Annotated in this window: 20 protein-coding genes; 8 read left to right on the plus strand and 12 right to left on the minus strand. The window is 61.6% G+C overall.

Translation table 11 applies throughout. From position 1 onward, the window contains the following. Positions 1-103: 103 nt before the first annotated feature. Positions 104-1,354: a kynureninase gene (gene kynU, locus C4J94_RS22890; protein ID WP_124388186.1), complete on the minus strand. Its 1,251-nt coding sequence runs from the start codon at positions 1,352-1,354 to the stop codon at positions 104-106. A gap of 143 nt (positions 1,355-1,497) precedes the next feature. Here kynU and C4J94_RS22895 point away from each other — a divergent pair, with 143 nt between their 5' ends. Next, positions 1,498-1,971: an Lrp/AsnC family transcriptional regulator gene (locus C4J94_RS22895; RefSeq protein WP_058420006.1), complete on the plus strand. Its 474-nt coding sequence runs from the start codon at positions 1,498-1,500 to the stop codon at positions 1,969-1,971. A 64-nt stretch (positions 1,972-2,035) separates the two neighbouring features. Here C4J94_RS22895 and catA read toward each other — a convergent pair whose 3' ends face one another. From catA to C4J94_RS22910, 3 genes are read right to left on the minus strand one after another with little or no spacing between them, the layout of a single operon-like run. Further along, positions 2,036-2,965 carry a catechol 1,2-dioxygenase gene (gene catA / locus C4J94_RS22900; protein WP_124388187.1) on the minus strand — a complete coding sequence of 310 codons (930 nt, stop codon included), beginning with the start codon at positions 2,963-2,965 and terminating at the stop codon, positions 2,036-2,038. Positions 2,966-3,006: 41 nt separating this feature from the next. Beyond that, positions 3,007-3,297: a muconolactone Delta-isomerase gene (gene catC, locus C4J94_RS22905; RefSeq protein ID WP_124388188.1), complete on the minus strand. Its 291-nt coding sequence runs from the start codon at positions 3,295-3,297 to the stop codon at positions 3,007-3,009. A 12-nt stretch (positions 3,298-3,309) separates the two neighbouring features. Continuing rightward, entirely contained in the window at positions 3,310-4,437 is a 1,128-nt protein-coding gene (locus C4J94_RS22910; protein ID WP_124388189.1) for a muconate cycloisomerase family protein, read from the minus strand. Between the two features lie 114 nt (positions 4,438-4,551). Between C4J94_RS22910 and C4J94_RS22915 the strand changes: the two genes are divergently transcribed. After that, a complete protein-coding gene (locus C4J94_RS22915) occupies positions 4,552-5,427 on the plus strand; it encodes a LysR family transcriptional regulator (RefSeq protein WP_124388190.1) in 876 nt (291 codons plus the stop codon). 131 nt (positions 5,428-5,558) lie between these two features. On the opposite strand, the gene C4J94_RS22920 is transcribed toward C4J94_RS22915, so the two are convergent. Then, positions 5,559-6,551, minus strand: coding sequence for a helix-turn-helix domain-containing protein (locus tag C4J94_RS22920; protein WP_124388191.1), 993 nt, complete (start codon positions 6,549-6,551; stop codon positions 5,559-5,561). A 313-nt stretch (positions 6,552-6,864) separates the two neighbouring features. Between C4J94_RS22920 and antA the strand changes: the two genes are divergently transcribed. From antA to C4J94_RS22940, 4 genes are all read left to right on the plus strand, one after another. Beyond that, complete coding sequence (gene antA, locus C4J94_RS22925) at positions 6,865-8,256, plus strand: anthranilate 1,2-dioxygenase large subunit (RefSeq protein WP_124388192.1); 1,392 nt, start codon at positions 6,865-6,867, stop codon at positions 8,254-8,256. Then, the gene (gene antB, locus C4J94_RS22930; RefSeq protein WP_124388193.1) at positions 8,256-8,747 is read left to right on the plus strand and encodes an anthranilate 1,2-dioxygenase small subunit; all 492 of its coding nucleotides are present in this window, start codon (positions 8,256-8,258) and stop codon (positions 8,745-8,747) included. Before antA ends, antB begins: the two co-directional genes overlap by 1 nt. A 149-nt stretch (positions 8,748-8,896) precedes the next feature. Then, positions 8,897-9,904: an anthranilate 1,2-dioxygenase electron transfer component AntC gene (gene antC, locus C4J94_RS22935; protein WP_124388194.1), complete on the plus strand. Its 1,008-nt coding sequence runs from the start codon at positions 8,897-8,899 to the stop codon at positions 9,902-9,904. 71 nt (positions 9,905-9,975) lie between these two features. Continuing rightward, the gene (locus C4J94_RS22940; RefSeq protein ID WP_124388195.1) at positions 9,976-11,376 is read left to right on the plus strand and encodes an amino acid permease; all 1,401 of its coding nucleotides are present in this window, start codon (positions 9,976-9,978) and stop codon (positions 11,374-11,376) included. 80 nt (positions 11,377-11,456) lie between these two features. Here the strand turns inward: C4J94_RS22940 and kynA are convergent, their stop codons facing one another. Both kynA and kynB read right to left on the minus strand, forming a co-directional pair. Next, positions 11,457-12,329 (minus strand): tryptophan 2,3-dioxygenase, encoded by an 873-nt coding sequence (gene kynA, locus C4J94_RS22945; RefSeq protein ID WP_124388196.1) that lies wholly within the window; start codon positions 12,327-12,329, stop codon positions 11,457-11,459. Then, positions 12,326-12,976 carry an arylformamidase gene (gene kynB, locus C4J94_RS22950; protein WP_124388197.1) on the minus strand — a complete coding sequence of 217 codons (651 nt, stop codon included), beginning with the start codon at positions 12,974-12,976 and terminating at the stop codon, positions 12,326-12,328. The genes kynA and kynB overlap by 4 nt, the downstream gene beginning before the upstream one ends. A gap of 363 nt (positions 12,977-13,339) precedes the next feature. Between kynB and C4J94_RS22955 the strand changes: the two genes are divergently transcribed. Beyond that, entirely contained in the window at positions 13,340-13,684 is a 345-nt protein-coding gene (locus C4J94_RS22955; protein ID WP_124388198.1) for a cupin domain-containing protein, read from the plus strand. Positions 13,685-13,727: 43 nt separating this feature from the next. Here C4J94_RS22955 and mmsB read toward each other — a convergent pair whose 3' ends face one another. Both mmsB and C4J94_RS22965 read right to left on the minus strand, forming a co-directional pair. After that, positions 13,728-14,615, minus strand: coding sequence for a 3-hydroxyisobutyrate dehydrogenase (mmsB, locus tag C4J94_RS22960; RefSeq protein WP_124388199.1), 888 nt, complete (start codon positions 14,613-14,615; stop codon positions 13,728-13,730). Positions 14,616-14,630: 15 nt separating this feature from the next. Then, on the minus strand, positions 14,631-16,148 hold the full coding sequence (locus tag C4J94_RS22965; protein ID WP_124388200.1) for a CoA-acylating methylmalonate-semialdehyde dehydrogenase: 1,518 nt from the start codon (positions 16,146-16,148) through the stop codon (positions 14,631-14,633). Positions 16,149-16,279: 131 nt separating this feature from the next. On the opposite strand from C4J94_RS22965, the gene C4J94_RS22970 reads away from it, so the two are divergent. Beyond that, positions 16,280-17,227: a LysR family transcriptional regulator gene (locus C4J94_RS22970; RefSeq protein ID WP_124388201.1), complete on the plus strand. Its 948-nt coding sequence runs from the start codon at positions 16,280-16,282 to the stop codon at positions 17,225-17,227. Positions 17,228-17,373: 146 nt separating this feature from the next. On the opposite strand, the gene C4J94_RS22975 is transcribed toward C4J94_RS22970, so the two are convergent. Genes C4J94_RS22975 through C4J94_RS22985 form a run of 3 tightly spaced genes read right to left on the minus strand, consistent with a single transcriptional unit; the run spans position 17,374 to position 19,695 of the window. Beyond that, positions 17,374-17,865 carry an OmpA family protein gene (locus C4J94_RS22975; RefSeq protein WP_124388202.1) on the minus strand — a complete coding sequence of 164 codons (492 nt, stop codon included), beginning with the start codon at positions 17,863-17,865 and terminating at the stop codon, positions 17,374-17,376. 4 nt (positions 17,866-17,869) lie between these two features. Beyond that, the gene (locus tag C4J94_RS22980; protein WP_124388203.1) at positions 17,870-19,132 is read right to left on the minus strand and encodes a diguanylate cyclase domain-containing protein; all 1,263 of its coding nucleotides are present in this window, start codon (positions 19,130-19,132) and stop codon (positions 17,870-17,872) included. Next, a complete protein-coding gene (locus tag C4J94_RS22985; protein ID WP_124388204.1) occupies positions 19,129-19,695 on the minus strand; it encodes a YfiR family protein in 567 nt (188 codons plus the stop codon). The genes C4J94_RS22980 and C4J94_RS22985 overlap by 4 nt, the downstream gene beginning before the upstream one ends. Positions 19,696-19,722: the final 27 nt, after the last annotated feature.

Below are 19,722 nucleotides of genomic sequence, written 5' to 3' on the forward strand. Positions count from 1 at the left end.
GGAGGGGGCTTGCCCCCGATAGCAGTGTGCCAGTCACTGATGTGGCTACTGATACGCCGCCATCGGGGGCAAGCCCCCTCCCACATTTTGATCGGCGTTGTTTTCAGGTAACGCTATGGCGAATCTTGAACTGCGGCTGGTCCCAGGTGTTGTTGTCGAGAATGTCACCGAGGATTTCCACGGCGTCCCACACTTCGGTGAAGCTGGTGTACAGCGGGGTGAAACCGAATCGCATGATGCGCGGCTCGCGATAGTCGCCGATCACGCCACGGGCGATCAGGGCCTGGATCACGGCATAGCCCTGGGGGTGTTCGAAGCTCACATGGCTGCCGCGCCGGGCATGCTCACGGGGTGTGATCAGCACAAGGCCATGGGCCGCACAGCGGGTTTCGACCAAGGCGATAAACAGGTCGGTCAAAGCCAGCGACTTGCTGCGCAGATGGCTCATATCGGTGCGTTCGAAAATCTCCAGGCCGCATTCCACCATGGCCAGCGAGGTGATCGGCTGGGTGCCGCACAGGTAGCGGGCGATGCCGGCACTCGGCGCATAGTTGGATTCCATCGCGAACTGGCGGGTGTGCCCGAACCAGCCCGACAGCGGCTGGCGGACCAGGTCCACCAATGCCGGGTTGACCCACACGAACGCCTGGGAGCCGGGGCCGCCATTGAGGTACTTGTAGGTGCAGCCAATCGCGTAATCCACCCCGGCCGCGTGCAGGTCGATGGGTACCGCGCCCGCCGAATGCGCCAGGTCCCAGATGCTCAGCGCGCCGCATTCATGGCTCAAGGCGGTGAGTGCGCGCATGTCATACAGGTAGCCGGTCTTGTAGTTGACGTGGGTAAGCATCACCACCGCCACGTCCTGGTCGATGGCTTGGGGCAGCTCGTCCGGGCTGTTGACCAGGCGCAGGGAGTAACCCTGTTGCAGCAGCTCGGCGAGGCCCTCGGCGATGTACAGGTCGGTGGGGAAGTTGCTCGCTTCGCTGACGATCACCTTGCGCGAAGGCTGGCGTTGGCGCTGTACGGTCAGCGCGGCGCTGAGCACCTTGAACAGGTTGATGGAGGTGGTATCGGTGATGACCACTTCGCCTTCCCGTGCACCGATCAGCGGCGCCAGGCGATTGCCCAGGCGCTGGGACAGCTCTGCCCAGCCGGCGCTGTTCCAGCTGCGAATCAAGCCATTGCCCCACTCCTGCTCGATCACCTGTTGTGCCCGTTGCAACGCCGCAACCGGGCGCGCGCCCAGGGAATTGCCATCGAGGTAGATCACGCCCTCGGGCAAGGCAAATTCGCTGCGCAATGGCGCCAGCGGGTCTTGGGTGTCGAGGGTTTGGCAATGGCTTCGGGTGGTCATGAGCGGTCCTGGTTTTTATGAGGAATATGGACCAAATAATGAACGAAGTTTTAGAGAATTTTCGTGCAAACTGGTGGGCAACCGGCTATTTAAGCCGTAGGAAATTCGAATTTAGCCACTAAACACGCGGATTTATTCTAACCATGATTCTTGACGCCACCGACCTGCGCCTCCTGCATTTCCTGCAACAGGATGGCCGTATCAGCAACCAGGAACTGGCGGAAAAAGTCGCGCTGTCGCCCTCCGCCTGCCTGCGCCGTTTACGCCTGCTGGAGAGCGAAGGCGTGATCAGCGGCTATCGGGCGGTGCTCAACGCCGAGCAGTTGGGCATCGAGCTGGAGGCCATCGTGCACCTGTCATTGCGCCAGGATGTGGAAGACTGGCATGAGACGTTCATCAAGAAAGTGCAGGGTTGGCCGGAAGTGGCCAGCGCCTATGTGATCACCGGCGCCAGCAACTATGTGCTGCGGGTACAGGCGCGCAACCTCAAGCATTTTTCGGACTTTATCGTGAATCACCTGAACCGCACGGCGGGGGTGATGGATATACGTTCGGAGATTGTGTTGCAGAAGATCAAGGATCGGGATGAGGTGCTGGACCTGGTCATTCGCAAATAACCCGCAACACCACCGTTCAAATGTGGGAGGGGGCTTGCCCCCTCCCACATTTTTTTGACCGCGTTCAGTCCTCGAGGGCGCGTACGCGCTGCAGGCGTTGTTGCTCTACCGGGGCAGCGGCTACCTGCAGTTCAAAGTCGAAATCAATCTGTGCAAACCTCCCTTCCACGCCGAACTCCCGCGCCAGTTGCGGATCGTCGCTGAAGCGAATCTCGGCGATCAATTCGTCGCGGGTGGCGTAGGCAAAATCATCATGCAGGTACGGGTCGTCCGACAGGTTGATCTGGGTGGTCAAATGCCGATGGCCCGGCGCCGAGATGAAGAAGTGAATGTGCGCCGGACGCTGCCCGTGGCGCCCCAACTGGTCGAGCAACTGCTGGGTCGGCCCCGTCGGCGGGCAGCCGTAGCCGGACGGCACGATGCTGCGAAAACGATAGTTGCCCTGGGCGTCGGTCTCGATGCGTCGGCGCAGGTTGAATTCCGACTGGCTGGGATCAAACCAGGAATAGGTGCCGCCGGTATTGGCCTGCCACACATCGACAATCGCCCCGGCCAACGGCTTGCCATCGGTGTCGCGCACCTGCCCGCGCATGAACAGCGGCACGGCATCGTCCTTGCCATCGTCCAGCCGTGCTTCGTATGTGGACAGCGGCGCACCAGCCACATACAGCGGGCCTTCGATGGTGCGCGGAGTGCCACCGAATTTGCCGGCTTCGATGTCAGCGGCGTCCATCAGCAGGTCCAGGTAATGCTCCAGGCCCAACCCGGCGGCGAGCAAGCCGGCTTCCTGGTTTTTGCCTAGCTCGTTGAGGTAGTTGACCGCCTTCCAGAACTCTTGCGGGGTCACTTCCAGGTCTTCGATGATGTTCACGGTGTCGCGCAGGATCCGGTAGATCAGTGCCTTGGTGCGCGGGTTGCCGCCGTCATTGAGGTTACCGCTGGCTTCTTCGAGAAACTGCTGGGCGTGGGCCGTCTGGGATAGTCGGATGGACATGGTGCAATCCTCATCTTGTAATTATTGGGTGCGATACAGACTCAGCGGTCGTCATCATGGATCGACGACGGGTGCCGGCACAGCGGGTTCACTTCGATGGCCATATAGGGAAACAAGGGCAGTTGCATCAGCGTGTCGTGCAGGTCTTGCACGCTATCGACATCGAACACGCTGTAGTTGGCGTAGTGCCCGGCGATGCGCCACAGGTGGCGCCATTTGCCTTCGTGTTGCAGGCGCTGCGCGAGCGCTTTTTCTTCGGCCTTGAGGCCAGCGGCGCGCTCGGCTGGCATGTCGAGCGGCAGGTTCACGGTCATCTTTACGTGGAACAACATGGCAGGCGCCTCTTAGTGTTTGTCACGACGCAAGAACGCCAGGCGCTCTTCATCGATTGCCAGGCCCAGGCCCGGCGCGGTGGAGACATGCAGCTGGAAATCGCGATACAGCGGCGGCTCGGTGAGGATGTCTTCGGTGAGCAGCAACGGGCCGAACAACTCGGTGCCCCACGCCAACTGGTTCAGCGTGAGGAACGCGTGAGCCGAGGCCAGGGTGCCGATGCCGCCTTCGAGCATGGTGCCGCCGTAAAGGCCGATGCCCGCCGCCTCGGCAATCGCCGCCGTACGCAGTACCGCCCGTGGGCCGCCGTTCTTGGCGATCTTGAGGGCGAACACCGAGGCCGCGCCTTCGCGGGCCAGGTTGAAGGCATCTTCGACGCATTCAATGGATTCATCGGCCATGATCGGCGCCGGGCTCGACAGGTTCAGCCGCGCCATGCCGCCTCGGTTATTGCGCGAGATCGGCTGCTCGATCAAGTCGATACCGTGATCACCCAGTACCTTGCAGGCGCGCAGCGCCACGGCTTCGTCCCAGGCCTGGTTGACGTCGACCCTCACACTGGCGCGCTCACCCAGCGCCTGCTTGATCGCGACCACATGGGCCAGGTCGCGGCCGACTTCGCCCGCGCCGATCTTCAGCTTGAAGATGCGGTGGCGGCGCAGCTCCAGCATCTTCTCGGCTTCGGCAATGTCTTGTGCGGTGTTGCCGCTGGCCAGGGTCCAGGCCACCGGCAACGCATCGCGCACACGGCCGCCGAGCAGTTCGCTCACCGGCAGATTCAGGCGCTTGCCGAGGGCGTCGAGCAAGGCACTTTCGATACCCGACTTGGCGAAGGTGTTGCCGCGAATGCTGCGCTCCAGGCGCAACATGGCCGCATTGACATTGCTCGCGTCCTGGCCGATCAGCAGCGGCGCAAAGTGCTGGTCGATGTTGGTCTTGATGCTTTCGGGGCTCTCGTTGCCATAGCTCAGACCACCGATGGTGGTGGACTCGCCAATGCCTTCGATGCCGTCGGCGCAACGCAGGCGGATGATCACCAGGGTCTGCTTCTGCAGGGTGTGCATCGCCAGCTTGTGCGGGCGAATGGTGGGCAGATCGACGATGACGGTTTCTATCGACTCGATGGGGCAAATCGGCATGGCAATACCCGTTGGGTTCTTTATAGGTTTGCGCCGATTCTGTGCTGCAGGGTTGACGGGTTCCAATATAGAATTGGTCTGATTCAATACCTTCAAGGTATTAAAGGAGCCAACATGGAACTGCGTCACCTGCGCTATTTCCAGATGCTGGGGGAAACCCTCAACTTCACCCGTGCCGCCGAGCGCCTGCACATCGCCCAACCGCCGTTGAGTCGGCAGATCCAGCAATTGGAAGATGAATTGGGCGTGGTGCTGCTCGAACGCGGCCGACCGCTGCGACTCACCGAGGCCGGGCGGTTTTTCTATGAGCACGCCAGCGTGCTGCTCGAACAGCTGGGCAAGGTGTGCGACAACACCCGGCGCATCGGCCTGGGCCAGAAGACCTGGCTGGGCATCGGCTTTGCGCCGTCGACCTTGTACGGCGTGCTGCCGGAACTGATTCGCCAGCTGCGCAGCCATGAGTCGCTGGAGCTGGAGTTGGGCTTGTCGGAGATGACCACCTTGCAGCAGGTCGAAGCCCTCAAGGCCGGGCGCATCGACGTGGGCTTCGGGCGAATCCGCATCGACGACCCGGCTATCGTCCAGCGTGTACTGGTGGAAGATCGACTGGTGGCCGTATTGCCCAGCGGTCATCCGTTGCTGGGCGCGCCCGCGAGCCTTGCGCAGTTGGCCGCCGAGCCGTTTGTGCTCTACCCCGGCAACCCGCGGCCCAGCTATGCCGACCATGTGATCGCGTTGTTCGACGCCCACGGCCTGAGTCTTCAAGTGGCGCAATGGACCAACGAGCTGCAGACCGCTATCGGCCTGGTGGGCGCAGGCATGGGCGTGACGTTGGTGCCGGCTTCGGTGCAGGTGCTGCACCGGGCGGATATTGGTTACACACCGATAGTAGAAGCCACCGCGACCTCGCCGATCATTCTCAGCCGACGGGTGAATGACCAGTCGCCGGGGCTGCGGCATTGCTTGCAACTGGTCGAAGAACTGATCTGAAACCCTCCAGACACCACAGTTCAAATGTGAGAGGGGGCTTGCCCCCGATAGCAGTGGGTCAGTCAGTGATTTGTTTACTGACATGCCGCCATCGGGGGCAAGCCCCCTCCCACATTGGATCTCCATGGTTTTTAGAGACTGCGCAGGCGCTTGCGTTGCAGGGTCTGGCTGGGGGATTCATCGAACAGTTTGCGGTACTCCGCCGAGAACCGCCCCAAGTGGGTAAAGCCCCAGCCCAAGGCAATCTCGGAGATGGTCCGCGTGTCGCCATGCTCGAGGATTTCCTGACGCACCGCCCCCAGCCGATGCTTTTTCAGATACGCCATGGGCGACAGCGCGAAGTATTTGCGAAACGCATCGAACAGCTTGAAACGCGACACGCCGGCCACCGCCTCCAGGTCTTCCAGGTGCACCGCCTCGCGCGCGTTGTCATGCAGGTACTGGCGCGCACGGATCAGGTAGTGCGGCAGCTTCACGCCCAGCACGTCGCGCAGTTCTTCGGAGTAGTTGTTCGGCTGCGCCAGGATCAGGCCCTTGATCAGTGAGCTTTCCAGGTCTCGGGTGAAGGCCGCTTGCTCGTACAGCTCGCTGCTGCGCTCGAACTCGGCAATGAAGTAGCGCGCCATGCGCCACCACGAGGCCGGGGCGCCGTCCACTGCGTCCATCACCGGTTCGAAGCGCAGCGGCGCCTCGATCGGCCGTTGCAGCAAGCCTTCCAGCGACTCGCTCATGGCGGCGCGTGTGATAACCACCTGCAACTTGCGGCAGTCACCGGAAATCGCCAGCACCTGATGCTCGTTGGGGGCGATGATCACGCCCTGGTCACGGTTGGAACTCAGGCGCTCGCCGTTCTTGCTCAGCTCCTGCTCGCCGATCAGCGGCAGGCTCAGGCTGTAGCTGCTGAAGTGTTCGGCGTCTTCGATGTCGATGGTCACGTCGGTGCCATATTCGATCACGCCCAGGGTGGTGGCGCGGGACTTGAACACGTTGGCGCTGTGGTGAAAACGCAAGCGTTCAGGCGTGGCCGTCGCCAAACGATGGGGCCCGCAGATGCCGGACATCCAGCTGCAGGCGCCCTCCAGGTCGAAGCGTTGAATACGGATATCACGTGTCTGGCTACTCATCGGGGTGCACCCACGGCGGTTAGGCGTTTGCGCGCTCTGGCGGCGCGTCGTCAGTGTTCGACAGCAAGTTCCACGCCACGCCAGCGCGGTCGTCACTGGGCGGATAGCAAAGGCCGACTATGTGGATAACTCACGGCTGTTTTTGACCCTTACCGCCCATCACAGTAGCGCATCACCTTCGCCCACCGCACCGCAGTGGGTATTTGCTGCCCAACTTTGCGGCCCATCTTCCCCGATTAAGCGGATAGCCCGCGCCCTGCCCCACTGCCTCTAATGGACCACCGATTAGCCCTGACCAAAAAAGGTGCCTCCCATGAGTGGTGCAAGAAACGTCGAGCAGTGGAAAACCTTTATCGAAAGTTGCCTGGACTTTCGCCCGGCCGATGAGGTGTTCCGCATCGCCCGCGACATGTTCACCGAGCCCGAACTGTTCGACCTGGAAATGGAACTGATCTTCGAGAAGAACTGGATCTACGCCTGTCACGAAAGCGAGCTGGCCAATAACCACGACTTCGTGACCCTGCGCGCCGGGCGCCAGCCGATGATCATCACCCGCGACGGCGAAGGTCGGCTCAATGCGCTGATCAATGCCTGCCAGCATCGCGGCACCACCCTTACTCGCGTAGGCAAGGGCAACCAGTCCACGTTCACCTGCCCGTTCCACGCCTGGTGCTACAAGAGCGACGGCCGGCTGGTGAAGGTCAAGGCGCCGGGGGAATACCCGGAAGGTTTCGACAAGGCCACGCGCGGCCTGAAAAAGGCGCGCATCGACAGCTACAAGGGCTTTGTGTTTATCAGCCTCGACGTGAACGGCACCGACAGCCTGGAAGACTTCCTGGGCGATGCCAAAGTGTTCTTCGACATGATGGTGGCCCAGTCCGCCACCGGTGAGTTGGAGGTGCTGCCGGGCAAGTCCGCCTACACCTACGACGGCAACTGGAAGCTGCAGAACGAAAACGGCCTGGACGGTTATCACGTCAGCACCGTGCACTACAACTACGTGGCCACGGTGCAGCATCGCCAGCAGGTGAATACCGAAAATGGCTCCAGTGCTGGCAGCACCCTGGACTACAGCAAGCTCGGCGCCGGCGATGCCAACACCGATGACGGCTGGTTCGCCTTCAAGAACGGCCACAGCCTGTTGTTCAGCGACATGCCCAACCCCAGCGTGCGCTCCGGCTACGCCACCATCATGCCGCGCCTGGTGGCGGAACACGGCCAGCAGAAAGCCGAATGGATGATGCACCGCCTGCGCAACCTGAATATCTACCCGAGCCTGTTCTTTCTCGACCAGATCAGCTCCCAACTGCGCATCATCCGCCCGCTGGCGTGGAACAAGACCGAGATCATCAGCCAGTGCCTGGGGGTGAAGAACGAGTCCGAGGCCGACCGCGAAAACCGCATTCGCCAGTTCGAGGATTTCTTCAATGTGTCGGGCATGGGCACGCCGGATGACCTGGTGGAATTTCGCGAGGCCCAACGGGGTTTCCAGGGCCGCCTGGAGCGCTGGAGCGATATCTCGCGCGGCAGCCATCGCTGGGAAACCGGGCCGACGCCCAACAGCGAAGCCATTGGCATCCAGCCCGCCATGACCGGCACCGAATTCACCCACGAAGGCCTCTACGTCAACCAGCACCGCAACTGGCAGCAGTTCCTGCTCGACGGCCTGGACCAGCAAGCGCTGAAACTGCGGGAGGTGAAGTGATGAATGCCCAGTTGCAGTACCAGATCGAGCAATTCTTCTACCGCAAATCCGAACTGTGCGACGCCCAGGACTGGGATGCCTATGTGCAGCTGTTCGACCCGCAGAGTGAATTCCACCTGCCGCAATGGGACTCCGAACATGTCTACACCCAGGACCCCAAGCGCGAGATGTCGCTGATCTATTACGCCAACCGCTCGGGGCTGGAGGACCGGGTATTTCGCCTGCGTACCGGCAAGGCGGCGTCGGCCACGCCGATGCCACGCACCTTGCACCTGATCAACAACGTGCGCATTGGCGAGCTGGCGGATGGCGGGCTGGAGGTACGGTTGAATTGGCACACGCTGTTCTATCGGCTGGCCACCTCGGAGCAGTTCTACGGGCAGGCTACCTATCGCCTCAAGCCCCATGGCGACAGCTGGCTGATCACCCGCAAGCACGCGTTATTGCTCAACGACACCATCAATTCGGTGCTGGATTTTTATCACCTTTGATCAAACAGGTTCCTCCCTGTAGGAGCGAGCTTGCTCGCGAAAAACGTCAACGATGACGCGGGCATGCTGGATGCACGAGGTGATCTTGCGTTCTTCGCGAGCAAGCTCGCTCCTACAGGAGATCACACTTAACCCACGGAGTACTGTGGATGAATCACAAAGTGGCCTTCAGTTTTGCCGATGGCAAGACCCTGTTCTTCCCGGTGGGCGCCCATGAGATCCTGCTGGACGCAGCCTTGCGCAACGGCATCAAGATCCCGCTGGACTGTCGCGAAGGCGTGTGCGGCACCTGTCAGGGCCGCTGCGAATCCGGCGATTACACTCAGGACGATGTCGACGAGGAAGCGCTGTCGAGCCTCGACCTGCAACAGCGCAAAATGCTCAGTTGCCAGACGCGAGTGAAGTCCGACGCAACCTTCTACTTCGATTTTGATTCGAGCCTGTGCAACGTGCCGGGGCCGGTGCACGTACGCGGCACGGTGAGTGAAGTGCAATTGGTGTCAGCCAGTACCGCGATCCTGCAAGTGCAGGTGGAGGCGTCGCTGGATTTCCTGCCGGGCCAGTATGCGCGGCTGTCCGTGCCCGGCATCGACAGTTGGCGCTCCTACTCCTTCGCCAACCTGCCGGGCAATTACCTGCAGTTTCTGGTGCGCCTGTTGCCCGACGGGGTGATGAGCAACTACTTGCGCGAGCGCTGCCAGGTCGGGGATGAGGTGGTATTGGAGGCGCCGCTGGGGGCTTTCTACCTGCGGCACGTCACCCAGCCGCTGGTACTGGTCGCCGGCGGCACCGGGTTGTCGGCCTTGCTGGGCATGCTCGATGAACTGGCCGCCAACGGCTGCGATCAGCCCGTGCACCTTTACTATGGCGTACGCACCGAGCAGGACCTGTGCGAAGCCGCACGCATCAGCGGCTACGCATCGAAGATCGCCGATTTTCGCTACACCGAAGTGCTCAGCGACGCCTCGGCGCAGTGGACGGGCAAGCGCGGCTACCTCACCGAGCATTTCGACCTGGCCGAACTGCGGGACAGATCGGCGGATATGTACGTCTGCGGCCCGCCGCCCATGGTCGAATCGATCCAACAATGGCTGGCGGATCAGGCACTTGATAGCGTTCAACTGTATTACGAAAAGTTTACGCAGAGTAATATCTGACCCTCAGCACTTCTGAGGGGCTGATGCGGCCTGCACTCACCCTTAAGAAAAACAAGTAGAAGGGAACGTTAATGGCGGATGACATGGTTAACCCGGTGGGCCTCAAACGTGGCCTGAAGAACCGGCATATTCAGCTGATCGCCTTGGGAGGGGCGATTGGTACGGGATTGTTCCTCGGCTCGGCCGGGGTGCTGAAGTCGGCGGGGCCGTCGATGATCCTGGGCTACGCGATTGCCGGCTTCATCGCCTTCCTGATCATGCGCCAGCTCGGCGAGATGATCGTCGAAGAACCGGTGGCCGGTTCCTTCAGCCACTTTGCGCATAAATACTGGGGCGGTTACGCGGGCTTTCTCGCGGGCTGGAACTACTGGGTGCTCTACGTGCTGGTGGGCATGGCCGAACTGACGGCCGTGGGCAAGTACATCCAGTTCTGGTGGCCCGAAATCCCGACCTGGGTCAGCGCACTGGTGTTCTTCGTCGCCGTGAACCTGATCAACACCTTGAACGTGAAGTTCTTCGGCGAAGCCGAGTTCTGGTTCGCGATCATCAAAGTGGTGGCGATCGTCGGCATGATCGTGCTCGGCTGCTACCTGCTGTTCAGCGGTACCGGCGGCCCGCAGGCGTCGATCAGCAACCTGTGGAGCCACGGTGGTTTCTTCCCGAACGGCGGCATGGGGCTGCTGATGTCGATGGCGTTCATCATGTTCTCGTTCGGCGGCCTGGAGCTGGTGGGCATCACCGCCGCCGAGGCCAGCGAACCGCGCAAGGTGATCCCGAAAGCGATCAATCAGGTGGTTTACCGCATCCTGATCTTCTACGTCGGCGCCCTCACCGTGCTGCTGTCGCTGTACCCGTGGGATCAACTGCTGCAAACCCTCGGCGCGTCGGGCGATGCCTACAGCGGCAGCCCGTTCGTGCAGATCTTCTCGTTGATCGGCAATGACACCGCGGCACACATCCTCAACTTCGTGGTGCTGACCGCGGCGCTGTCGGTGTACAACAGCGGCGTGTACTGCAACAGCCGCATGCTGTTCGGCCTGGCCGAGCAAGGCGATGCGCCCAAGGCGCTGATGAAGCTCAACAAGCAAGGCGTGCCGCTGCGGGCGCTGGCGATTTCGGCGGCAGTGACCCTGCTGTGCGTGGTGGTCAACTACGTCGCGCCGCAGAGTGCACTTGAGCTGCTGTTCGCCCTGGTGGTTGCCTCGCTGATGATCAACTGGGCGCTGATCAGCATCACCCACATCAAGTTCCGCAAGGCCATGGGCGAGCAAGGCGTGACGCCGTCGTTCAAGACCTTCTGGTTCCCGTTCAGCAATTACCTGTGCCTGGCGTTCATGCTGATGATCGTCAGCGTGATGCTGGCGATCCCGGGGATACGCGAGTCGGTGTATGCGATGCCGGTGTGGGTGGGGGTTATCTACGTTGCCTACCGGTTGCGGGTCCGAAACACGCAGGTCGTGACAGCGCAGTAACCTATGTGGGAGGGGGCTTGCCCCTCCCACATTGGATTGCATTGCATATGAAAAGCCCCGGTGATCCGGGGCTTTCTTGGTTAGAGGGTGGAACGTACTCGCCACAGTTCGGGGAACAGCACCGTGTCGAGCATCTTGCGCAAATAGCCTACGCCTTCGGTGCCGCCAGTGCCTGGTTGGAAGCCGATAATGCGCTCCACCGTGGTCACATGCCGGAAGCGCCACTGGCGGAACGAGTCCTCCAGGTCGATGAACTTCTCGGCCAATTGATACAAATCCCAATACCGGCTCGGGTCGCGGTACACCTCACGCCACGCGGCCTCTACGGAGTCATCGTGCACCGTGGCGGCCGTTGGGTCGCGTTCGGCGCGCTTGGGATCGATCGCCAGGCCCGCCTTGAGCATCAGGTTGATCGCCTCGTCATACAGCGACGGCGTGGCAATCGCCACCTGCAGCTGCTGCAACAACTCGGGGCGATGCGCATGGGGCCGCAACAGCGCCGGGCTTTTGTTGCCGAGGATGAATTCAATCTCTCGATACTGGAACGACTGGAACCCCGACGATTGCCCGAGGAACGGGCGGATCGCCATGTATTCCGAGGGTGTCATGGTCGCCAGCACCGCCCAGGCGTGCACCAGTTGGTCGAAGATCCTGGAGACCCGCGCCAGCATCTTGAACGCTGGCGGCAACTCGCCCAGGCGCACGTGCTCACGGGCTGCCTTGAGTTCGTGCAGCATCAGCTTCATCCACAGCTCCGAGGTCTGGTGCTGGATGATGAACAGCATTTCGTTGTGGTCCGGCGACAGTGGGTGCTGGGCGCTGAGCACTTTGCCCAGGTCCAGGTAGTCGCCGTAGCTCATGGACTCGGAAAAATTCAGTTCAGCGTTGTGCCATTCTTCCTGAGACTGGCCGTCGGCAGGCTTATATTCTGAAGAGAAAGGACATTGGCTCATCGCGAGGGCTCCAAAAGCGGGCGCAGGATTGCGCGGACCGGGCTGGCATCCAGGTTGGCAAAACGCAGCGGCAGCGCGATCAGTTCATAGTCGCCCTCCGGTACGTCGTCGAGCACGATGCCTTCGAGAATCGCCATGCCATGGCGCGCCACGGCATTGTGCGAATCCATGGTCTTGGACTCCTGGGGGTCCAGGGACGGCGTATCGATACCGATCAACCGCACACCGAGGCCGGCGAGCAGCTCGATGGTTTGCGGCGCGATGGCGGTGAAGTTCGAATCCCAGTGCGTCAATGGCGCTTGTGGATAAGTGCGCAGCAGAACCCGTTCGGGCAGGTTATCCACACGTCCTTCGAGCTGATGCGGTTGCACCAGGGCGCCACTGCCCAGGCAGTGCAACACCCGGCACGGGCCCATGTACACGTCCAGCGACACCTCGCCAATCGGGGCGCCGTCGGCGCTGTAATGCAACGGCGCATCCACGTGGGCGCCGGTGTGCGGCGACAGGGTCACGCGCCCCACATTCACCGGGCACTCGGGACCAAACTGCCACACGCGCTCTTCCTGGAACGGCGTATCGCCCGGCCAGGTCGGGGTCGCCACGCTCAAGGGCGGGCTGATATCCCACCACGTTTTTATTGGATTCATTTCAAGGCTCTCGGCTGTCACTGGAGTGAATGATACGAGGGCCCGCTGTGAATTTTCTTGCGAATTCTGCCGTGAAGCGGGAAATCTTTCGCACTTACTGCGAGAAAAGAGCTGCTTGACGCTCGGAAATGCTCACGATGACTCAGGTGGGAGGGGGCTTGCCCCCGATGGCGGTGTGTCAGTCACGGGTTGGTTAACTGAACCACCGCTATCGGGGGCAAGCCCCCTCCCACATTTGACTGCATTGTGTCTGGGGGATCGCATGCTGCTGCGCTTCTGGGCATCCGGATGTCGAGTTCAGACCACTGGCAAACAGCTCGGCGCTATAGGGTTCGACTTCTGTTTCCTTGCCTCGGAGTCATCATGTCCCAGCCCATCACCGTACTGCGCGATACCCACCCCTTGCCGGTCCTGGATGCCTGCAAATGGGAAAAGCTCGAAGGCGACCCCCATACCGTCAACCTCAACGCCTACACCAGCGAAGACGGCAGCAAGATCATGGGCACCTGGATCTGCACGCCGGGCAAGTGGTACGTGGAATACGTGAAGTGGGAGTACTGCCATTTCCAGGAAGGCTACTGCGTGATCACACCCGAAGGCATGGCGCCGATCCATCTGCGGGCTGGGGATATCTTTGTGGTGGAGCCGGGGATGAAAGGGACGTGGGAGGTGGTGGAGACGGTGCGCAAGTATTTTGTGTTTGCTTGAGCAACCCGTTGTGGCGAGGGAGCAAGCTCCCCCGCCACAGTGTTTATGCGGGTTTGCGATAGCTGTTGATGATCGCCGAGAAGTCCTTGCCGCCTTCCCCACGCTGGCTCATTGACTGGTACAACTGCTGCGCCACTGCCCCGAGGATCACCGGTTGGTGTGCCTGGCGCGCCGCTTCAGTGGCCAGCCCAAGGTCCTTGAGCATCAGGTCGGCGCCAAAACCACCGGTATAGCCACGCGACGACGGCGCAGTTTCAATCACGCCCGGCCACGGATTGTAGGTGTCCGAACTCCAGCAGCGCCCGGTGGAGCTGTTGATGATTCCGGCCAGCACCTTTGTGTCGATACCCAGCGCATCGCCCAGGGCCATGGCTTCACTGACGCCGACCATGCTGATGCCCAGCAGCAGGTTGTTGCAGATCTTGGCGATTTGCCCGGTGCCGACATCGCCGCAGTGCACGATATTGCGGCCCATCTGCGCCAGCACCGGTTGCAAGGTGGCGAACAGTTCGGGCGTGGCGCCGACCATGAAGGTCAGCGTCCCGGCTTGCGCCCCGCCGGTGCCGCCGGAGACCGGCGCGTCGGCCATCACCACGCCTTGCCTGGCCGCAGCCGCCGCGACATCACGGGCGGTCTGCGGGTCGATGGTGCTGCAATCCACAGCCGGGATGCCTTCGCCGATGCCGGCAAGCACACCGTCTTCATTCAGCCACACGCTACGTACATGCGCCGCGGCCGGCAGCATGGTGATCACCAGCTCAGCGCCCTGGGCCGCGTCACGCGGTGAGGCGCTGATGCGCCCGCCCAATTCGGCCAGCTCCTTGAGCACGGTCTGGTTCAGGTCGAACAGGTTCAGCGCGTGCCCGGCCTTGATCAGGTTGCGGGCCATGGGCGCGCCCATGTTGCCCAGGCCGATAAATGCAATGTTCATGGTTGCCTCCCGGACTCAGCGCAGGTTGATGGTGGTGTTGACGCCATCGTTGACCGTGTCGTCATCGAACCAGCGGCTGGTGACCGTTTTGGTCTGGGTGTAGAACTGCACCACTTGCTTGCCGTACGGGCCCAGGTCGCCAAGCTTGGAACCGCGCGAACCGGTGAAGCTGAAGAACGGCACCGGCACCGGGATCGGGATGTTGATGCCCACCTGGCCCACATCGATTTCGCTCTGGAACTTACGCGCCGCCGCCCCGCTCTGGGTGAACAGGCCGGTGCCGTTGCCAAACGGGTTGGCGTTGACCAGCGCGATGGCTTGATCGAGGGTGTCGACTTCCAGCACCACCAGCACCGGGCCGAAGATTTCCTGGGTGTAGATCTGCATATCGGTGGTCACACCGGAAAACAGCGTCGGGCCGACGAAGTTGCCTTGCTCGAAACCCGGCACCTTGATATCGCGGCCGTCCAACTCCAGCTTCGCGCCTTCTTTCACGCCACTTTCGATCAGCTCCAGGATGCGCGCCTTGGCACGCTTGGAAATCACCGGGCCGACATCGGTGCCCGCTTCGCTGCCGGCGTTGACCTTGAGTTTCTGCGCCAGCGCCTTGAGATCCGGCAGCCACTGCTTGGCCGCGCCCACCAGCACCACCACCGAGGTGGCCATGCAACGCTGGCCCGCCGCGCCGAACCCGGCACCGACCAGAGCGTTGAGGGTGTGCTCGCGGTTGGCATCCGGCAGCACTACTGCGTGGTTCTTGGCGCCCATCATCGACTGCACGCGCTTGCCGTGTTTACCGGCCAGGTCATAGACGTGGGTGCCCACGGCGGTCGAGCCGACGAAGGACACGGCCTTGATGTCTTTGTGGGTGCACAGCGCATCCACCACGTCCTTGCCACCGTGCACAACGTTAAGCACGCCAGCGGGGACACCGGCTTCCAGCGCCAGCTCCACCAGCAGCATGGTCGACAGCGGGTCTTGCTCAGACGGCTTCAGGACGAAGGTATTCCCGCACGCGATGGCCATCGGGAACATCCACAGGGGAATCATCGCCGGGAAATTGAACGGCGTGATACCGGCGCATACGCCGATGGGCTGGCGCAGGGTGTAGGTGTCGACGCCACCGGCGACGTTCTCGGCGAACTCGCCCATTTGCAGGGTGCCGATGGAGCAGGCATGTTCCACCACTTCAAGCCCACGGAAAATATCGCCCTCGGCGTCGGCAATGGTCTTGCCCTGCTCGGCGCTAAGCACCGCGGCGATGCGCTTGGAGTGCTCGCGGATCAAGGCTTGCAGCTTGAGCATGATGCGCATGCGCGCGCCGATCGGGGTGAGTTTCCAGGTTTGGAAGGCTTGCTGGGCGGCGTCGATGGCAGCGTTGACTTCATCGGCCGTGGCGAACGGGACTTTGGCCAGCACTTGCTGGGTGGCCGGGTTGACGATGTCTTGCCACTGGGTGGTCCTGGACTCGACCCATTCACCGTTGATCAACAACTTGACCTGTTTAACGGAAATATCGGCAGATGCGTTCATGGGGTCTCCAACTTTTATAATTATGCAGAGAACCAAGGCGGTGAATCGCCTTGAGGATGAGGCGTTCGGACTGTTTTTGGAGTATAGATGTGCAAATCTCTAATAAGAACGCACATAAAAGCCGGTCCAATATGCAAAAAAACATCACCTCACTGGGCTCCCTGAATTGGGATGACCTGAAGTTTTTCCTCGAAGTGGCCCGCACCCGCAAGGCCAGCGTGGCCGCCAAGCGCCTGGCAGTGGACTACACCACCGTGTCGCGGCGCATCAGCTCGTTGGAGGTGTCGCTCGGCACCCTGCTGTTCGAAAAATCCCGGACCAACGGTTTTGTGCTCACCACCGAGGGCCAGCGTTTACTGGGCTATGCCGAATCCATCGAAAGCACCTTGCACATGGCATGCGAGCAGGTCTCCGGCTCCGGCGTGGCACTGTCCGGGCACGTGCGCATGGGCTGCACCGAAGGCTTCGGCAGTTTTTTCGTCACCCCGCAATTGAGTCACTTTGTCGATACTTACCCTGCGATCTCGGTGGACATCCTGCCACTGCCGCACTTCATCAGCCTGTCCAAGCGCGAAGCCGACATCGTCATCGCCCTGGAACGCCCGGAACACGGGCCCTATGTGTGCTGCAAACTGTGCGATTACAAACTGCAGCTGTACGCGACCCAGGATTATCTGGACCAACACGCGCCCATCCAACGCTCGGCGGATTTGGCCGAGCATCCGTTTATCAGCTATGTGGATGACCTGGCGTTCAGCTCGGAGCTGCTGTACCTGGCGAACGTAGTGCCCGGGGCAAGCGCCAGCCTGCGCAGCACCAGTGTGATCGCACAGTACGTCGCGGTGCAGCAAGGGCGGTCGATGGCGATATTGCCGTGCTTCCTGGCGGCGCAGGACCCGCGCTTGCTGCCGGTGCTGGGGGAACAGATAGCGATTACGCGGCAGTTCTGGATGTATTGTCGGGAGGATTTGCGCAAGTTGAAGCGGATTACGTTGTTGTGGGATTACATTCGGGAAGTGACGGAACAGAACCAGGGCTTGTTGATGGGGCAGACGCGGGAGATGCGGTTCGCCGATTGATAGCACCGCACAAGTGGAAATGTGAGAGGGGGCTTGCTCCCGATGGCGGTCTGTCAGTTAAAAAATCGCTGACTGTTACACCGCTATCGGGGGCAAGCCCCCTCCCACATTTGGAATGCATTTCAGATTGGAAAAGGTGAAATGCCTTAGTCCGCGATGACAACAATCGATACGCGACGATTCTCGGTGCGACCCGCCGTGGTTGTATTCGCCGCCACCGGCTCGCTGCTGCCCAGGCCGCGCAGTTGGATGTTTTCTTCTTTCATGCCCACGCTGGTCAGCACCTTGCCCACGCTTTTGGCGCGGCGCAGGGACAAGGATTGGTTGTAGGTTTCTTTGCCTGATGCGTCGGTGTGACCGTCGACGCGCACGCGTTGGATGCCCGCGCCCACCAGGGCTTTGCCGATGCGTTCGACGATGTCGGTGCTGGGCTTGTTGAGGGTTTCGACGTCGCTGCCAAACAGCACTTTGCCAGACAGGCCGAAGGCCCAACCTTCGTCCGTCAGCTCGAAGCCCTGCTGCTTGAGCACTGCCACTTGCGCCGGGGTGAGGCCTTTGGGCGGTGGGGTCTGGCAGCCGCCGAGGGCGAGGCAGGCGACGAGCAAGGTGATGAATAGAACGCGTAGATTAGAGAACAAGGGATTAACTCCTGTGTTGGACATTGACGACAGGGTGCTCCGACTCCGCCGTTTGCTGGCTGCCCGAGGACAGCCGTTTGGCCTGGTACATCGCCGCGTCGGCGGCATTGAGCAAGGTGCCTGGCGTGGCGCCATGCTCGGGATAAATGGCGATGCCGATACTGAGGGAGGTCACGACCTGGGTGTTGCCGGGCAGCGGGATCGGCTTGTCCATGCTGGCAATGATCTTGTCGGCGATGCGTTGCGCATCTTCGGCTTTGTGCAGCGGCGCGAGCAGGACGGCGAACTCATCGCCGCCCAGGCGTGCCACCAAGTCATCTTCGCGCAGTTGTGCCCGCACACGGTCTGCAACGGCCATCAGCACGGCATCGCCGGCGGCGTGGCCGAAATTGTCATTGATGTCTTTGAACCGATCGCTGTCGAGAAACAGCACCGCCACCCGCTCGTTGGTCTTGGCGGCGCTGCGCAAGGCCCGAATCAAGCGGCCTTCGAAGAACGCACGGTTGGGCAGGCCGGTGAGGCTGTCGTGGCTGGCCTGGTGGGCAAGGGTTTCGTTTTCGCTTTGCAGGTGACTCTGCCAGGCTTCCATCTCGCCAAGCAGGGCGTTGAAGTCGCTGCCAAGGCTGTCGAGTTCGGCGATCTTCGCAGGCGGTACGCGGCGGTCGAAATCGCGCTCACTGCGTGCGGCGTGGGCCACGGCGGCGAGGCTTTGCAGCGGCCCGGTGATCCCCTTCAACAGACGCCGTGCCAGGTGCAGGGCTATCCAGGCGCTGAGCGCGGTGCAGATCACAATGCCTGCCAGGCCACTGAGCAGGAAGCGCAACAGGCTGCCACCATGACCGGTCAGGTGAATGCTGCCGACCGTTTGCCCTTGATGAAGAATCGGCTGGCTGATGGGCTGTTCGAGCAAAGCATGCGCCAGCTCAAGCTCAACCCGTGACAACATGCCCGTGTTCGGCCGCACCCATTGCGCAAGCAGTTTGCCGCTCGCGTCAAAGACTTCGGCCTGGGCGACTTCTTCGGTGGAGGCGATCAGGCTAAGGGCTTCAGTGGCTGCAGCACTGTCGTCAAACACCACTGCCGCTTCCACCGTGTAGTTGATCGAGCGTGCGATCAAGTGCAGGTTATGTTCGGCGTACACCCGCAGTGCCAGCACGCCGAGCAGGGTCAGGGACACACTGGCCAGGGTCACTGCCACGAGGGCCAGGATCAAGTGTCCTCTGCCGATGACCGAGCCCAGGGTCGGCCGCGCTTTAAAAGGCCTCACGGCGCCGGCGCTCGACGGCGCGACAGTTGCAGCACGCTGGGGTGAATGCGTACGCCGCTGCGGGCGACGGAGTCCAGGTTCACCTCGAACGACACCTGCGCATCACTCACCCGCAGGCAGAACAGGCTACCCACGGTGCAATGGTCACCGCCTTCGCTGATGCTGAGCACCGGGTGCCCCATCAATGAGGCAAACAACGCGGTGCGTTCGTCAGCGCTGAGTTTGCCGATGTAAACGGCATCGCAGGCACTGACGATATCGGGGTTGTTCGCCAGCAGGCGCCGCACGACCACCGGACGGCCGGTCGCCTGGGTGGTGCCTTTGATCAGATCGTCGGTGTATTGGGTGGGCCCGACGATACACAGGCGCAATTGCGCAGGCTCCACCGGCCAACGGGCATAGCTGAGGATACCGAGCACGACTTGAGTGACCGCCTGGGCGCGCTGCTCAGCCGGGCTGGGCGTTTGCGCCCACGCCTGCGGAGTGAGCAGGCATAGCACCACCACCTGTAACAGGCGCCTCCAGCTCAAACTACGCTCGGTGAGCGAGACGGCCACGTTCATGCAGCGATTCTCTCAAGAAATTTCAAA

Source organism: Pseudomonas sp. R5-89-07 (assembly GCF_003851685.1).
GTDB lineage: Bacteria > Pseudomonadota > Gammaproteobacteria > Pseudomonadales > Pseudomonadaceae > Aquipseudomonas.

Bases quoted from the DNA above. Each gene is read 5' to 3' on its own strand.
- kynU (WP_124388186.1), bottom strand. From the start codon at position 1,354: ATGACCACCCGAAGCCATTGCCAAACCCTCGACACCCAAGACCCGCTG.
- C4J94_RS22895 (WP_058420006.1), top strand. From the start codon at position 1,498: ATGATTCTTGACGCCACCGACCTGCGCCTCCTGCATTTCCTGCAACAG.
- catA (WP_124388187.1), bottom strand. From the start codon at position 2,965: ATGTCCATCCGACTATCCCAGACGGCCCACGCCCAGCAGTTTCTCGAA.
- catC (WP_124388188.1), bottom strand. From the start codon at position 3,297: ATGTTGTTCCACGTAAAGATGACCGTGAACCTGCCGCTCGACATGCCA.
- C4J94_RS22910 (WP_124388189.1), bottom strand. From the start codon at position 4,437: ATGCCGATTTGCCCCATCGAGTCGATAGAAACCGTCATCGTCGATCTG.
- C4J94_RS22915 (WP_124388190.1), top strand. From the start codon at position 4,552: ATGGAACTGCGTCACCTGCGCTATTTCCAGATGCTGGGGGAAACCCTC.
- C4J94_RS22920 (WP_124388191.1), bottom strand. From the start codon at position 6,551: ATGAGTAGCCAGACACGTGATATCCGTATTCAACGCTTCGACCTGGAG.
- antA (WP_124388192.1), top strand. From the start codon at position 6,865: ATGAGTGGTGCAAGAAACGTCGAGCAGTGGAAAACCTTTATCGAAAGT.
- antB (WP_124388193.1), top strand. From the start codon at position 8,256: ATGAATGCCCAGTTGCAGTACCAGATCGAGCAATTCTTCTACCGCAAA.
- antC (WP_124388194.1), top strand. From the start codon at position 8,897: ATGAATCACAAAGTGGCCTTCAGTTTTGCCGATGGCAAGACCCTGTTC.
- C4J94_RS22940 (WP_124388195.1), top strand. From the start codon at position 9,976: ATGGCGGATGACATGGTTAACCCGGTGGGCCTCAAACGTGGCCTGAAG.
- kynA (WP_124388196.1), bottom strand. From the start codon at position 12,329: ATGAGCCAATGTCCTTTCTCTTCAGAATATAAGCCTGCCGACGGCCAG.
- kynB (WP_124388197.1), bottom strand. From the start codon at position 12,976: ATGAATCCAATAAAAACGTGGTGGGATATCAGCCCGCCCTTGAGCGTG.
- C4J94_RS22955 (WP_124388198.1), top strand. From the start codon at position 13,340: ATGTCCCAGCCCATCACCGTACTGCGCGATACCCACCCCTTGCCGGTC.
- mmsB (WP_124388199.1), bottom strand. From the start codon at position 14,615: ATGAACATTGCATTTATCGGCCTGGGCAACATGGGCGCGCCCATGGCC.
- C4J94_RS22965 (WP_124388200.1), bottom strand. From the start codon at position 16,148: ATGAACGCATCTGCCGATATTTCCGTTAAACAGGTCAAGTTGTTGATC.
- C4J94_RS22970 (WP_124388201.1), top strand. From the start codon at position 16,280: ATGCAAAAAAACATCACCTCACTGGGCTCCCTGAATTGGGATGACCTG.
- C4J94_RS22985 (WP_124388204.1), bottom strand. From the start codon at position 19,695: ATGAACGTGGCCGTCTCGCTCACCGAGCGTAGTTTGAGCTGGAGGCGC.